General features: G+C 64.5%; 14 protein-coding genes. 6 read left to right on the top strand and 8 right to left on the bottom strand.

All coding sequences use genetic code 11. The annotated features are described in order from the left end of the window. Positions 1–171 precede the first annotated feature (171 nt). The 3 genes from mscL (at position 172) to galE (ending at position 3110) form a co-directional block, all read left to right on the top strand. Complete coding sequence (mscL, locus tag M1D34_RS12910) at positions 172–600, top strand: large conductance mechanosensitive channel protein MscL (RefSeq protein WP_028009744.1); 429 nt, start codon at positions 172–174, stop codon at positions 598–600. A gap of 133 nt (positions 601–733) precedes the next feature. After that, on the top strand, positions 734–1900 hold the full coding sequence (locus M1D34_RS12905) for a pyridoxal phosphate-dependent aminotransferase (RefSeq protein WP_498779334.1): 1167 nt from the start codon (positions 734–736) through the stop codon (positions 1898–1900). Positions 1901–2081: 181 nt separating this feature from the next. Further along, entirely contained in the window at positions 2082–3110 is a 1029-nt protein-coding gene (gene galE, locus M1D34_RS12900; protein WP_498779332.1) for a UDP-glucose 4-epimerase GalE, read from the top strand. 18 nt (positions 3111–3128) lie between these two features. On the opposite strand, the gene M1D34_RS12895 is transcribed toward galE, so the two are convergent. From M1D34_RS12895 to M1D34_RS12860, 8 genes are all read right to left on the bottom strand, one after another. Next, the gene (locus M1D34_RS12895) at positions 3129–3434 is read right to left on the bottom strand and encodes a chorismate mutase family protein (protein ID WP_010968657.1); all 306 of its coding nucleotides are present in this window, start codon (positions 3432–3434) and stop codon (positions 3129–3131) included. A gap of 234 nt (positions 3435–3668) precedes the next feature. Then, positions 3669–4673, bottom strand: coding sequence for a cytochrome d ubiquinol oxidase subunit II (cydB, locus tag M1D34_RS12890; RefSeq protein WP_013843940.1), 1005 nt, complete (start codon positions 4671–4673; stop codon positions 3669–3671). After that, positions 4663–6144 (bottom strand): cytochrome ubiquinol oxidase subunit I, encoded by a 1482-nt coding sequence (locus tag M1D34_RS12885; RefSeq protein ID WP_498779329.1) that lies wholly within the window; start codon positions 6142–6144, stop codon positions 4663–4665. Before M1D34_RS12885 ends, cydB begins: the two co-directional genes overlap by 11 nt. A 138-nt stretch (positions 6145–6282) precedes the next feature. After that, a complete protein-coding gene (locus M1D34_RS12880) occupies positions 6283–7452 on the bottom strand; it encodes a M20 aminoacylase family protein (RefSeq protein WP_498779327.1) in 1170 nt (389 codons plus the stop codon). Between the two features lies 1 nt (position 7453). Then, on the bottom strand, positions 7454–8278 hold the full coding sequence (locus tag M1D34_RS12875; protein ID WP_013843943.1) for an ABC transporter permease: 825 nt from the start codon (positions 8276–8278) through the stop codon (positions 7454–7456). Further along, positions 8275–9000: an ABC transporter permease gene (locus M1D34_RS12870; protein ID WP_010968661.1), complete on the bottom strand. Its 726-nt coding sequence runs from the start codon at positions 8998–9000 to the stop codon at positions 8275–8277. The genes M1D34_RS12875 and M1D34_RS12870 overlap by 4 nt, the downstream gene beginning before the upstream one ends. Before the next feature lie 107 nt (positions 9001–9107). After that, on the bottom strand, positions 9108–9890 hold the full coding sequence (locus M1D34_RS12865) for a transporter substrate-binding domain-containing protein (RefSeq protein ID WP_003530910.1): 783 nt from the start codon (positions 9888–9890) through the stop codon (positions 9108–9110). Positions 9891–9926: 36 nt separating this feature from the next. Continuing rightward, positions 9927–10700, bottom strand: a complete 774-nt coding sequence (locus tag M1D34_RS12860; RefSeq protein WP_498779324.1) for an ABC transporter ATP-binding protein — start codon at positions 10698–10700, stop codon at positions 9927–9929. 269 nt (positions 10701–10969) lie between these two features. Between M1D34_RS12860 and M1D34_RS12855 the strand changes: the two genes are divergently transcribed. From M1D34_RS12855 to M1D34_RS12845, 3 genes are read left to right on the top strand one after another with little or no spacing between them, the layout of a single operon-like run. Next, a complete protein-coding gene (locus M1D34_RS12855; protein WP_013843946.1) occupies positions 10970–11584 on the top strand; it encodes a TetR family transcriptional regulator C-terminal domain-containing protein in 615 nt (204 codons plus the stop codon). Between the two features lie 23 nt (positions 11585–11607). Further along, a complete protein-coding gene (locus tag M1D34_RS12850; protein WP_004435844.1) occupies positions 11608–12798 on the top strand; it encodes a pyridoxal phosphate-dependent aminotransferase in 1191 nt (396 codons plus the stop codon). Then, complete coding sequence (locus tag M1D34_RS12845) at positions 12795–14408, top strand: 5-guanidino-2-oxopentanoate decarboxylase (protein WP_498779321.1); 1614 nt, start codon at positions 12795–12797, stop codon at positions 14406–14408. Before M1D34_RS12850 ends, M1D34_RS12845 begins: the two co-directional genes overlap by 4 nt. The last annotated feature ends 7 nt before the right edge of the window (positions 14409–14415 follow it).

Below are 14415 nucleotides of genomic sequence, written 5' to 3'. Positions count from 1 at the left end.
TCGGCCGGCGCATCAGTCTTAAGTTCAAGATCACCCGCCGATATCCGCAGCGCTTGACCAAATGCAAGGAGTACGATTTCCTCACGCGGGGCTTTGGTCTAGATTCCTACCGGCGGTTGCCGCGCAAGACAGGTGCGGGTGGCCGTCCGGGGGATTTCCACGGAGAGAGGCATGCTGAACGAATTCAAGGAGTTTATCGCCCGCGGCAACGTCATGGACCTTGCGGTCGGCGTGATCATCGGTGCGGCCTTTAGCAAGATTGTCGATTCGGTCGTCAACGACCTCGTCATGCCGGTCGTGGGAGCGATCACCGGCGGCGGCTTCGATTTCTCCAACTATTTCCTGCCACTCTCCGCCAATGTCACCGCGCCGACGCTTGCGGCCGCACGCGAACAGGGCGCGGTCTTTGCCTATGGCAATTTCATCACCGTGCTCATCAACTTCCTGATCCTCGCCTGGATCATCTTCCTGCTGATCAAGCTCGTGAATCGCGCGCGTGCTTCGGTCGAAAGGGACAAGGCGCCGGACCCGGCCGCACCGCCGCCGCAGGACATCCTGCTTCTCTCCGAAATTCGCGATCTTCTGAAGCAGCGCGCCTGAGGCGCCAGTCACTCGGCGGTCCGGGGCCGCCGGGTGATGGAAACATCACAGAATTCGATAAACAGGTCAGAGAAATTCGCGTGATCGCCGACGCCAAAGCGTCTAGAAACGGCGGGCAATCAGGAGCCCGCCGATGACGATCATGACCAGCCTCAGCCCCCGCGCGACGGCAGCGCCCGAAAGCGGGATCGTCGAAGTGGTCAACTATGCGCGCGGGCGTGAAGGACTGATCCCGCTCTGGGTCGGCGAGGGCGATCTGCCGACGCCGGATTTCGTCAGCCGCGCGGCAGCCGACGCGCTGATGGCAGGCGAGACCTTTTACACCTGGCAGCGCGGCATCCCGCCGCTGCGCGAGGCGCTGGTCCGCTATTACCAGCGCCGGTTCCGGAAAGCGCTTTCGCCCGAGAACTTCTATGTTACCGGTTCGGGAATGCAGGCGATCAAGCTTGCGATCGAGGCGGTAGGCTCTCCCGGCGACGAGGTGGTCCTGCTGACGCCCGCCTGGCCGAATTTTGCGGCCGCTGCGGACCTCTCCGGCGTTCGCCCGGTCGCCGTTCCGCTGCAATTCGAAGGCGGCAAATGGCGGCTCGATCCCGAACGTCTTCAGGCGGCGATCGGGGAGAGGACGCGGGCGCTTTTCATCAACACGCCGTCCAACCCGACCGGCTGGACCGCCACCCGCGAGGATCTCAAGGCCATTCTGGCGCTCGCGCGCGAGCATGGCCTCTGGATCATCGCCGACGAGATCTACGCGCTTTACTATTATCCCGACGGCCGGGCGCCGTCCTTCCTCGACGTGATGGAGGAGGAGGACCGCATCCTCTTCGTCAATTCCTTTTCCAAGAACTGGTCCATGACCGGCTGGCGTGTCGGGTGGATCGTGGCGCCGCCGGCGATGGGGCAGGTGCTCGAAAATCTCATCCAGTATTCGACCTCCGGTGTCGCGCAGTTCATGCAGCGCGGGGCAGTCGCCGCGCTCGACGAGGGCGACGGCTTCGTCGAAGAGAACATCGCCAAAGCGAAGCGCAACCGCGATACGCTCTGCGACGCGCTGATCGCGACCAACCGCGTCGAAACGCTGAAACCCGATGGCGCGCTCTACGCCTTCCTGAAGATCGACGGCGTCACCGACTCGCGGGCCGCGGCACTCGACATCGTCGACCGGACCGGCGTCGGTCTCGCGCCGGGGACGGCCTTCGGCGAGGGCGGAGCGCTTTTCATGCGCGCCTGCTTCCTGCGCGATCCGCTCCAGATCGCCGAGGCCGCAGAGCGCTTGCAGCGCTACATCCTCAGCCGCTGACGGGGCATTTTCGGCGACCATACGGCCAATCGGTAAAATCCGAGCGATCGGTGCGGCGGACCCTTAACCACACAACCGAGAATAGGTGCTGCGGGCAGGCGAACAGCGCTGCGATTTACCATTTCTGAAACGTGAACTCGTCTTTTCTGATCCCGCATATGCAGGGGACAGGGGGCGGGAAATGGCGGTATTGGTAACAGGCGGGGCAGGTTACATCGGCAGCCACATGGTGTGGTCGCTGCTCGACGGCGGCGAAGCGGTGGTGGTGCTCGACTGTCTGTCGACCGGATTTCGCTGGGCGGTCGCACCGGAGGCGCGCTTCTACTTCGGCGATGTCGGTGACCGGGCGCTGCTCCAGCGGGTGTTTGCCGAGAACGAAATCGACTCGGTCGTCCATTTCGCGGGCTCGGCCGTCGTACCGGAATCGGTCGCCAACCCGCTTGCCTATTATGAGAACAATACGGCCAATACCCGCACGCTCATTGCGGCAACCGTCGAGGCCGGTATTCGCCATCTCGTCTTCTCATCGACCGCCGCCGTCTATGGAACCCAGGACAGGCCCGACCCGGTCAGCGAGACGGCCGCCCTGCGGCCCCAGAGCCCTTACGGCCGCTCCAAGCTGATGTCGGAGATGATGCTGCAGGACGCTGCGGCCGCGCATGATTTCCGCTTTGTCGCGTTGCGCTATTTCAACGTGGCCGGGGCCGACCCGCTCGGCCGCGCCGGCCAGTCGACGTTCGGCGCCACACATCTGATCAAGGTCGCCTGCGAGGCGGCGCTCGGGAGGCGCCGAAAGATCGATGTCTTGGGCACGGACTATCCGACGGCGGACGGTACCGGCGTCAGAGACTATATCCATGTGAGTGATCTCGTGGCGGCACACAGGAGCGCGCTCGCCTACCTAAGGGCTGGCGGTGAACCGTTGATTGCGAATTGCGGCTATGGCCACGGCTTCTCGGTGCTGCAGGTGCTCGATACCGTGCGCCAGGTCTCCGGCCGCGATTTTATGGTGGACTACGCGCCGCGGCGCCCGGGCGATCCGGCGCAAATAGTCGCCGACCCGTCCGTAGCCCGGCTGAAGCTCGATTGGGTCCCGACCCATGCGAGCCTCGAGCATATCGTCCGGAGCGCCTTCGACTGGGAAAGCCATCTCAGCCGCAAGAACAGCTTCGACGAGGAACAGGACGAGCGGTTGATCGCCAACGGCTGAGCCCTTTGGCTGAAGCCTTCAGGCGTCGTCCTCTCCGAGCAGTTTCCGCTCATGCGCAATGGCACGCTCGACGAGTTGTCCCCAGAATCGTTCGTAGAAGTCCGGATCGAGGCCGAGCTCGACCGCATTCCGGCGCGCGTTTTCCTTCACCTCCGCCACCCGTGCCGGGATGTCCGCCTTCAGGTTGAGCGGGCGTTTGATCTCCGCGGCCCGTTCGATATAGCCCCACCGTTCGGCGAAAAGCGTCATCAAAGCGCGGTCGAGCCGATCGATCTCCACACGTATATCGGCCATCGTCGTGCATTCTGCGGGTGTTTTCTGCATGTCGGGTCCTCGCGGAGCGGAGGCCGCTCCATTTGATCGCGCCGAACTGCTAGCAAAGGGGACGCCGGCTGAGAAGGGGTTAAACCGACGCAGCATGGCAGCTCCGCTGCAACGGGGGTTTTCACGCGCCGAGAGCAAGCTTGATCGCAAGACCCACGATGCTGACCGCAGCGACGCCGGCGGCCCAGAGGCCCACGAACCAGAGAAGCTTGCGGGCAGTCCCGCTGGAGCGCGTCAATGGTAGCCCTCCTCCGGATCGACCTTGCCGCGGAAAACCCAATAGGCATAGGCGGTATAGGCGAGAATCATCGGCACCAGGACAAGCGCGCCGACGAGCAGGAAGGCGAGGCTCTCGTCCGGCGCGGCGGCATCCCAGATCGTCAGCGAAGGCGGCACCATGAAGGGATAGAAGCTGATGCCGATGCCGATATAGCCGAGCACGAACAGGCCGAGCGCGGCGATGAAGGGCTGGACATCGTGCCGGTCGCGGATGCCTTTGAGAAGGAGGTAGAGGCAGCCGAGGACCAGCAGCGGCACGATGACGCTGAAGATCGCCGTCGGCCAGCCGAACCAGCGCTCCAGGTAGACCGGCTCGAGAAACGGCGTCCAGAGGCTGACGATGCCCATTGCCGCGACCGTGGCGAGAGCGGTTCGAAGCGCGACGCCACGTGCGCGTTCGGCGAGCTCGCCACGGGTCTTCATCACCAGCCAGGTCGCTCCGAGAAGCGCATATCCGATCACGATCGCCAGCCCGGTCGCGATTGAAAACGGCGTCAGCCAGTCCCACCAGCCGCCGACATAGGCCCGGTTCTCGACCGGGATGCCCTGCACGAGGGCGCCGAGCGCCAGGCCTTGCGCGAAGGCAGCGAGCATCGACCCGCCCGCAAAGGCCCAGTTCCACAGGAACTCGCCGCGCTGCGTGCGCCAGCGGTACTCGAAAGCCACGCCGCGGAAGATGAGGCCGATCAGCATCGCGATGATGGGCGCGTAAAGCGCGGGCAGGATCGTCGCATAGGCGAGCGGAAACACGGCGAGCAGCCCTCCCCCGCCGAGCACGAGCCAGGTTTCATTGCCGTCCCATACGGGGGCAACGGAGTTCATCATGACGTCGCGGTCGTGCTTCTCGGGGAAAAACGGAAACAATATCCCGACGCCGAGGTCGAAACCGTCGAGAACGACATAGGCAAGCACCGCAAAGGCGATGATCGCGGCCCAGATCAGTGGCAGATCAATGGCCATGATGGCCTCCCTGGTTGGCTGTTGCCGGCCCGGGCGTCACTCCGGCCGTGCGCAAGGGTCCTTCGTCGAGTTCGGGCATCGTATCGCGCGGCAGACGTGCCATCAGCCGCAGGATGTAGAAGGTGCCGGCGCCGAAAACGAGGAAATAGACGATGATGAAGGCGACGAGCGAGGCGCCGACAGCCGGCGCTGCGATCGGGGAAATCGAGTCCGCCGTCAAAAGGTGCCCATAGATCGTGTAGGGCTGCCGCCCGACCTCCGTCGTGATCCAGCCGGCAAGCACTGCCACGAAGCCCGCCGGGCCCATGAGCACCGCCGCGCGGTGGAGCGCGGCATTCGTGTCGAGCGTGCCGCGCAGCCGACACCAGAGGCTCCAGAGCCCGAGACCGAGCATGGCGAAGCCGATCGCCACCATGACGCGGAACGACCAGAAGACGATGGCGACCGGCGGGTGCCGGTCCTCGGGTATGGTGTCGAGACCGGCAAGGGGCGCATCGAGCGAGTGCTTCAGGATCAGGCTCGAAAGCTTCGGGATTTCGAGCGCGTAGTCGACGCGCTTCTCGGCGGAGTTCGGCATGCCGAAGAGGATCAGCGGCGCGCCTTCCGGATGGCTTTGATAATGCCCTTCCATCGCCATCACCTTTGCCGGCTGATGTTCGAGCGTGTTGAGTCCGTGCTGGTCGCCGGCGAAGATCTGGATCGGCGCGACGATCGCCGCCATCCACATGGCCATCGAGAACATCGTGCGGGCGCGCCGCGGAGCGGTCTTGCGCAGGAGGTGCCACGCCCCGCAGGCGCCGACGACGAAGGCCGTCGTCACATAGGCGGCGAGCACCATGTGCGTCAGCCGATACGGGAAAGACGGATTGAAGATCACCGCCCACCAGTCGTCGGGAATGAACTGCCCGGCCTCGTTGACGGAGAAGCCGGCGGGCGTCTGCATCCAGGAGTTCACCGCGAGGATCCAGGTGGCCGAGATCAGCGTGCCGAGCGCGACCATCGCCGTTGCGAAAAAATGCAGCTTCGGGCCGACCCGGTTGAGGCCGAAAAGCATGACGCCGAGAAAGCCCGCTTCGAGGAAGAAGGCGGTCAGCACCTCATAGCCCATCAGCGGCCCGATCACCGGCCCGGCCTTGTCGGAAAACACGCTCCAGTTGGTGCCGAACTGGTAGGACATGACGATGCCGGAGACGACGCCCATGCCGAAAGCGACGGCGAAGATCGTCTTCCAGAAGTTGAAGAGCTCCAGATAGACCTCGTCCTTCTTCCAGAGCCAGAGCGCTTCGAGGACGGCCAGATAGCTGGCAAGTCCGATGGAGAAGGCCGGGAAGATGATGTGGAAGGAGACGGTGAAGGCGAACTGTATGCGTGCAAGGACAGTTGCGTCAAAAGCTTCGAACACGGCGCTGATCCTTTCGGGCGGAAACCGCAAGCTCAGACGCGAACGGCGTCTGATATCTGCGATCTGCATCGTGTGATTGAATCTGACGCAATATTGCCAAAGGTCAATGACGGGCGGATCGCCACGTTGTCACACTGCGGCAATCGTTCGCGCGCGGCATTTTGAACCGCATTGCAGGTCGAAGCAGTCGGGCGCCCGTCCCCAATCTCACCGGCGCGCGAGGTAGGCTTCGGCGAGTTCGGTCCAGAAGGCAGCGCCGATCGGCAGCAGATCGTCGTTGAAATCATAGCCGGGGTGGTGGAGCGATTTCTCCTCGCCCGTCACCCGCGAGCCCAGGAAGAAATAGCTGCCGGGCCTTTCCTTGAGCATATAGGCGAAGTCCTCGCTTCCCATGAACGGCCGGGCGAGATCGACGACCTTGTCGGCGCCGGCGAAGCGGATGGCGGCCTCTCGGAGGAAATCCGTCTCCGCCTTGTGGTTGATCGTGGCGTCGTAGCTCCGCTCGTAATCGACGGTTGCGCGCATGCCGAAGCTTGCCGCTTGAGCCTCGGCGATCATCCGGATGCGGCGTTCGAGCTCGTCGCGGACCGCGGGATCGAAGGAACGTATGCCGACGACGATCTCCGCGCGCTCCGGGATGATGTTGCTCGCCGAGCCCGCGTGAAATGCGCCGACGGTCACGACGGAGGGGTCCATCGGGTGGATGTTGCGTGCGACGATGGTCTGCAGCGCCATGACGATGCTGGCGCCGCAGACGACCGGATCGGCCGTCGCCTGCGGCTCGGCGCCGTGGCCGCCGCGGCCGTGAACGGTGATCCGTGCCTCGTCGACCGCCGCCATGATCGGGCCTTCGCGCAGAGCGAACTGGCCGAAGGGCAGGTTCGGTTCGTTGTGGAGCGCGAACACGGCGTCGCAGGGAAATCTGTCGAAGAGACCCTCGTCGACCATGATCTTCGCGCCACCGGCATTCTCCTCCGCCGGCTGAAAGATGAGGTGGATCGTGCCGTCGAAATTCCTTCGCTCGGCAAGCGCGCGGGCGGCGCCGAGCAGCATCGCCGTGTGGCCGTCATGACCGCAGGCATGCATCAGGCCCGGCTTCGTGCTTGCATAGGCGACCCCGGTTTCCTCCTGGATCGGCAGCGCATCGATATCGGCGCGGATGCCGATCGAGCGCGACCCGGTGCCATTCCTTAGCGTGCCGACCACGCCCGTTTTCGCGATGCCGGTCGCCACCTGATAGCCGAGCTCTTCGAGGTGGCGGGCGATGAAGGCGGATGTCCGCGTTTCTTCGAGCCCAAGCTCAGGATGGGCATGCAGATCGCGCCGGATGGCGACGAGTTCCGGCAGGGCATTGTCGATGGCGGCGGAAAGCTTCATGTCAGGCACCACGGGTGGGTATGCGGTTTTCGAAGTAACGGAAGGCCACGACCAGGATTGCGGTCAGGCACATGTAGATGGCCGCGAGCAGCAGGAGCGGCTCATAGGTCAGGTAGGTTTCCTGCCGCACCTTCGAGATCACCGCATAGACATCGACGACGGTGATCGTCGCGACGAGCGGCGTGGATTTCAGCTGCAGCACGGTCTCGCCGTTGAGGGTGGGCAGCGCGCGGTGGATCGCCCGCGGCAGCCAGATGCGCCGGAACATCGTCCAGCGGCCCATGCCGTAGGCACGGGCGGCCTCCAATTCCCCGGACGGCACGCCGGCGAACGCGCCGCGCATGACCTCGCCCTCATAGGCGGCGAAGGATACCGTGAGCGCCGCCACCCCATAGGGCCAGGCCTCGCGCAGATACGGCCAGAGAAAGGATTGCCGGATGGCCGGGAACTGCGGAAACAGCGAGCCGAGCCCGTAATAGAGAAGCCACAGCTGCAGCAGCAGCGGCGTCCCGCGGATGACGGTACAGAAGATGCGGGCCGGAGCCTTGAAGAACCAGGGCCCCGTCACCTGGGCGAGGCCAAGCGGCACGGCCAGGAGGAAGCCGAGGATCGCCGTGCTGAAGAGCATCGCCAGGCTCACGAGAATTCCGGAGCCGAGCCTCGGCAGGTAGCGCGGCAGCCAGTCCCAGCGCATGAAGACCGCGACCGCCACCACGAGCGCCGCGAAGAGAAGCATCAGCACGATGCGATGAGGCTTGAGGAAACTCTCCTTTCTGGGGAGGTCTTCCGGCGTGTATGCGAGCGCGTGGGTGGTTTCGTCGGTCATCGTTGCTCCGCGAAGCCGCGCCGCGCATGGCGTTCGAGCATGCCGATGAAGACGTTGGAAACGAGCGTCAGCGCCAGATAGAGCGCGCCGGCGGCGCAGAAGAAGAGGAGATAGGCCTTGGTGGCGCCTGCCGCCTGCCGCGTGACGAGCGTCAATTCGCTGAAACCGACGACAGCGAGCAGAGCCGTGTCCTTGGTGGCGATCAGCCACAGATTGGCAAGGCCGGGGATGGCGTAGGGCAGCATCGCAGGAAGCGTGATGCGCCGCAGGACCAGGAGCGGCGACATACCGTAGGCGCGTGCCGCCTCGATCTGGCCGGCGGGAACCGCCTTGATCGCGCCGCGAAGCACCTCCGTCGAATAGGCGCCCTGCACGACCCCGATCACGAAGATACCGGCCACGAGCCCGCTGATATCGACGGCTCCGACCCCGATGGCGCCAAGGAGCTGGTTCAGAAGATCGGTGCCGGCATAGTAGAGGAGCAGGATGAGCACGAGCTCGGGCACCGCGCGAACCACCGTCGTGTAGCACTCCAGGAGATCGCGAAGCACCGGCCCGCCATAGAGCTTGCCGAAGGCCCCGCCGATACCGAGTGCGAGCCCGAGCGCATAGCCGCCGACTGCGATCTCGATCGAGCTGAGGAAGCCCTGCAGCAGGACGCCGCCCCAGCCGGGCGCCGAGAGCGAAAGCAGGCTCCAGTTGATAAAGGAATCCCCGAGCAAGGCAGCCTCTTAAACAAGAGCGGGATCATGGGCGATGCCCGCAATGCGCATCCCGCTCGAACACGAATTCAAGGCCGGCGGTCGCCCGGACCGCCGGCAGGTCGCGGTTATCCGCCGTAGATGTCGAAGTCGAAGTATTTCTTCGAGAAGGCGTCGTAGGTACCGTTCTCGCGGATCGCCTTGATCGCCGCGTTGACCTTTTCCTTGAGTTCCGTCTCTCCCTTGCGCAACCCTACGCCGACGCCGGGCCCGATGACGTCGACGTCTTCGGCGACTTCGCCCTTGTAATCGCAGCACTGCTTGCCCTGGTCGCTTTTCAGGAAGGCATCGAGGGCGATCGCGTCAGCCTGGACGGCATCGACGCGGCCGGCGGCGAGATCCTGGTTTGCCTCGTCCTGCGTCTGATATTCCTTCACTTCGACGCCGGCCGGCGCAAAGTGTTTCATGGCATAGGCCTGGTGCACGGTGGACACCTGAACCCCGATCGTCTTGCCGGCGAGACCCTCCGGCGTCGGCTTGATGTCGTCGCCCTTGGCGCCGATGATGCCGGTCGGGGTGTTGTAGTACTTGTCGGAGAAGTCGATGGTCTTCAGCCGCTCCGCGGTGATCGACATCGAGCCGATGATCATGTCGATCTTCTTGGAGGTCAGCGCCGGAATGATGCCGTCCCAGGCAACCGGGGTGACGACGCAATCGAGCTTGGCCTCGGCGCACATGGCCTTCATGAACTCGATCTCCCAGCCTTCCCAGTTGCCGCTGGCGTCAGGTGAGGTGAAGGGCGGATAAGGCTCCGCCGCGATTCCCACCTTGACCTGTTGGGCCGAGGCGGCGGCCGCGCCCGTGATCGCAAGAGCGGCGGCGAGCGCCACGAGTTTCAATGTCTTCTTCATGCCGTTCCCTTTTTTGATTGTCGAGCATTGCGGAATTCAGTGAATGGAGCTGATGAACTTCTTGAGCCTTTCGGATTTAGGGGCGCCGAAGATCGCCTCGGGCGGCCCTTGTTCCTCGATCACGCCGTTGTGCAGGAAAACGATGTGGTTGGCGACGTCACGCGCGAATTTCATCTCATGGGTCACGAGCACCATCGTCCGCTCTTCCCGCGCCAGATCGCCGATGACCGAAAGCACTTCGCCGACGAGCTCCGGATCGAGCGCAGAGGTCGGCTCGTCGAAGAGCATGACCAGCGGCTGGATCGCAAGCGCCCGGGCAATGGCGGCGCGTTGCTGCTGACCGCCTGACAGGAAAGCCGGATAGGCATCCCGCTTCTCGTAAAGGCCGACCCGGCGGAGCAGCGCCTCGGCCGTCTCGACTGCTTCAGCCTTGGTTTTGCCGAGTACGTGCACCGGCGCCTCGATGACGTTCTGGAGAATTGTCATGTGCTGCCAGAGATTGAAGCTTTGGAAAACCATGCCGAGCTGGGCGCGGATCCGCTGGACCTGCTTGCGGTCGGCCGGCATCAATCCGCCGTGGCCGTCCGGCTTCATGCGGATCTCTTCTCCGTGCACGCTGATCTGGCCGGCCGAGGGCAGTTCCAGCATGTTGATGCAACGGAGAAGCGTGGATTTACCGGAACCGCTGCCGCCGATGATCGCGATAACGTCGCCCTGCCGCGCGCTCAGCGACACGCCCTTCAGCACTTCCAATGGCCCGAAACGCTTGTGGAGGTCGGTAACCGCGATTGCCTGGGCCGCATCCGTCATCGGCGCGCGGCTCCTCTCGTTCGCGGAACGCTGGTTGAAGCCATAAAAACAGTTCCCCTGGTCTTTCTCTCGTGCAGCATCTTCGGCTTGTCACGCTGTTTCTGGATGGCATCGTTGCACTTGTGTCGCTATTATTCAAGCGTATAATAATACCCGCGTCGATTTTCTGACGCTCCTCGCAACAACGGTCATCCCCGGGAGCAACGCATGAGCCCAACCGGTTCGCAGGCAATGACGATCTGGCTGAACGGCACGGCGCGGGGCATGCGGTGAACCGGCGCAGCTTTTATCGCGCCCCCGAGGGCGAGCGGCGCCAGGAACTGATCGAGGCGACGCTGGACTGCATTTCGGAATTCGGCCTCAAGGGAGCGACCGTCCGCCAGATCGCCGTTCGCGCCGGCGTTACCGCAGGGCTCGTCCGCCATTATTTCGAATCCAAAGACCAGATGGTTGCGGAGGCTTACCGCGCCGTCATTGCCTCTCTCACGGAGAAGGCGAAGAACGTCGAGGGCGATCCGGCGACGCGTCTCAAGGACTTCATCGCCATCAATCTGACCGAACCGGTCGCCGACAGCCGCAGCATCTCTCTCTGGGCCGCCTTCATCAGTCAGGTCCGGGTCGATCCGGTGCTCGCGGAAATCCATCGCGACGGCTACCTCGCCTTCCGCAACGCGTTGCAGGAGCTGCTCAGCGATTTTCTTTCGGCCAAGGGCCGGCCTGCCGATCCCGAGGAGTGCCGCCGCTACGCAATCGCGATCAACGGCCTCGTGGACGGGCTCTGGGTCGAAGGCTGCCTCGCCGGCGATCTTTTTCGCGAGGGCGAACTGGTCGGCATCGCCATGGCCTCGGTCGAAGCCCTGCTCGGCCTTCGGATCGAAAAATAGAAATCGAATGAGGGAGTGAATTCTTGCGCTACGCGTCGATCACATCACGTCTTGCCGAGCTCGGTTCCGGCAAATGGACGCTGCACACCCGCGCACGTCAGCTGAAGGCGAGTGGCGCCGAGCTCATCGAGCTGACCATCGGCGAACCGGATCTGCCGCCGGACCGCGCGCTTCTGGAAGAGTGCCAGCGGGCGATGAATGCGGGACGCTACCGCTATTCAAACGGCCGCGGGGAGCCGGCAGTCGTGGCGGCGCTTACCGAAAAATACCGCCGCCGCCGTGCCGCCGTGACCGCGGAGAACATTCTTTGCTTCCCGGGAACGCAGACGGCGCTCTTTGCCGTCATGTTCGCGCTTGCCGAGGCGGGAGACGGCGTGCTCGTCGGAGACCCCCTCTACGCGACCTATGAAGGCGTCATCCGGTCCACGGGGGCCCATCCGGTATTCGTACCGCTGAACCCGGAAAACGGCTTCCACATGCGGGCGGAGGATCTGGAAAAGGCGGTCACGCCCGAATGCCGCGTGCTGCTCCTCAACACGCCGCACAACCCCACCGGCGCCGTTTTGACGGCGGAAGAGATTGCGGCGATCGGTGAAGTCGCGCGGCGGCACGATCTCTGGATCGTCTGCGACGAGGTCTATGAGGAGCTCGTCTTCGATGCGCTCTTCGCCTCGCCATTCGACAATCCCGATCTTGCCGAACGCACGGTCGTCGTCTCGTCCATCTCGAAGTCGCATGCAGCACCCGGCTTTCGCAGCGGCTGGGCCGTCGGCCCGGCCGAGTTCACCGAGCGCCTGCTGCCGATTTCCGAGACCATGCTTTTCGGCCAGCAGCCGTTCATCGCCGATATGACCGCTTACGCGCTGACGCATGATATCGATACGGCGAGGCAGATGCGGGAATCCTACAGCCGGCGCGCCCGGCGGATCATCGACGGTCTTGCGGGGGCGTCCGGGGTTTCGGTGCTGCCGCCGGAGGCCGGTATGTTTGCGCTGATCGACGTCTCCGGCACGGGCCTCTCCGGCGAAGCCTTCGCCTGGGCACTCCTGGAAGAGGAGGGCGTTGCGGTGATGCCGGGGTCCTCCTTCGGCGACAAGGCACGCAACTTCCTGCGCGTGAGCCTGACCGTTCCGGATGCCGCCATCGAGGAGGCATGCCGCCGCATCGCCGCGCTCGCCGAACGCTGCACCATCCGCAAGGAGCGCCGCGCATGACCGTCGAATCGAAAACCGTCGGCGAGACCCTCGTCGATCTCCTGGAAGCCAACGGCGTGGAGGTCGTATTCGGCATTCCGGGCGTGCACACGGTCGAACTTTACCGCGGCCTTGCCACATCGAAAATTCGCCACGTCACTCCGCGCCACGAACAGGGTGCCGGCTTCATGGCCGACGGTTATGCGCGCGTCAGCGGCAAGCCCGGCGTGGTGCTCGTGATCACCGGTCCGGGCCTTACCAACACGATCACCGCCATGGCGCAGGCCCGGCAGGACTCGATCCCGATGCTGGTGATCTCCGGCGTCAACCGCCGGGATTCCCTCGGGCATGGCCGGGGGCTGCTGCACGAGCTGCCCGATCAGAATGGAATGATGAAGACGCTGGCGCTCTATTCGCACACGCTTCTCAACCCCGCCGATCTGCCGCTCGTCGTCGACCGCGCCTTTGCCGTTCTGCTTTCCGGCCGGCCAGGCCCGGTCCATATCGAAATTCCGACCGACGTGATGGCCCTGAAGATCGAGGGCCGGCCGGCAAAGCCGGCGGCGCCGACACGTCCGCGCTCCGACAGCGAAACGCTGCAGAAGGCGGCGATCCTCTGCGCGGAAGCCGCGCGGCCGGTCATCCTGTGCGGCGGCGGCGCCCTGACCGCGGAAGCGGAAGTGCGCGAACTCGCCGAGCGGATCGGCGCGCCGGTGGTCACGACGGTCAACGCCCGCGGCATGCTTGCCGGCCATCCGCTCCGGGTGCCGGCAAGCCCGAGCCTCAAGGCGGTACGCGCGCTGCTGCGGGAGGCGGATCTCGTGCTGGCGCTCGGCACCGAGATGGGCCAGACCGATTACGATCTCTATGCGGATGGCGGCTTTCCGCTGCTGAAGAACCTTATTCGCACCGACATCGATGCGGCGCAGCTCGCGCGCGGGCCTGAAGCTGCGCTTTCGATCCTCTCCGGCGCGAAGGCTGCGACTGCGGGCATTCTCGGCTTCCTGCCGGACCATGCGGCGGCCAAGGACGGGGCCTTGCGGGCGGAGGCCGCGCGCAAGCAGGCGCTGAAGGAGCTGACACCGAAAATGCTTGCGGAAATCGGCGTCGTAGAGGCGATCTACCGGACGCTCCCCGACTGCACCATCGTCGGGGACTCGACCCAGGCCGTCTATGCCGGCAACCTCTATTGCGACGCGCCGCGGCAAAGGGCCTGGTTCAATTCGGCGACGGGCTACGGCTCGCTCGGCTATGCGCCTCCCGCTGCGGTGGGCGCTGCGGTCGCCGATCGGGGGCGGCCGGTCATATGCCTCGTCGGCGATGGCGGGTTCCAGTTTTCACTGGCCGAGATCGGCTCGGCGGTGGACGCGGATGCCAGGGTCGTCTTCCTCGTCTGGAACAATGACGGATACCGGGAAATCGAATCCTACATGGTCGAATCGGGGATCACGCCGGAAGGCGTCAAACCTTCCGCACCCGATTTCCTGCTGACCGCCAAAGCCTACGGCCTGCCCGCTGAGCGGCTGGGGACCGTGAAGGATCTGCCGCGCGCGCTCGCCGATGCGGCGTCCCGCCCGGGGCCTTCGCTCATCGAAATCCATCAGGAAAGAACCGCCGGCGCCACTGCGTGACGGCCCG

Source organism: Ensifer sp. D2-11 (assembly GCF_054161295.1).
The sequence above is the reverse complement of the archived record's forward strand: the minus strand, read 5'-3'. Positions and strand labels throughout refer to the sequence as shown.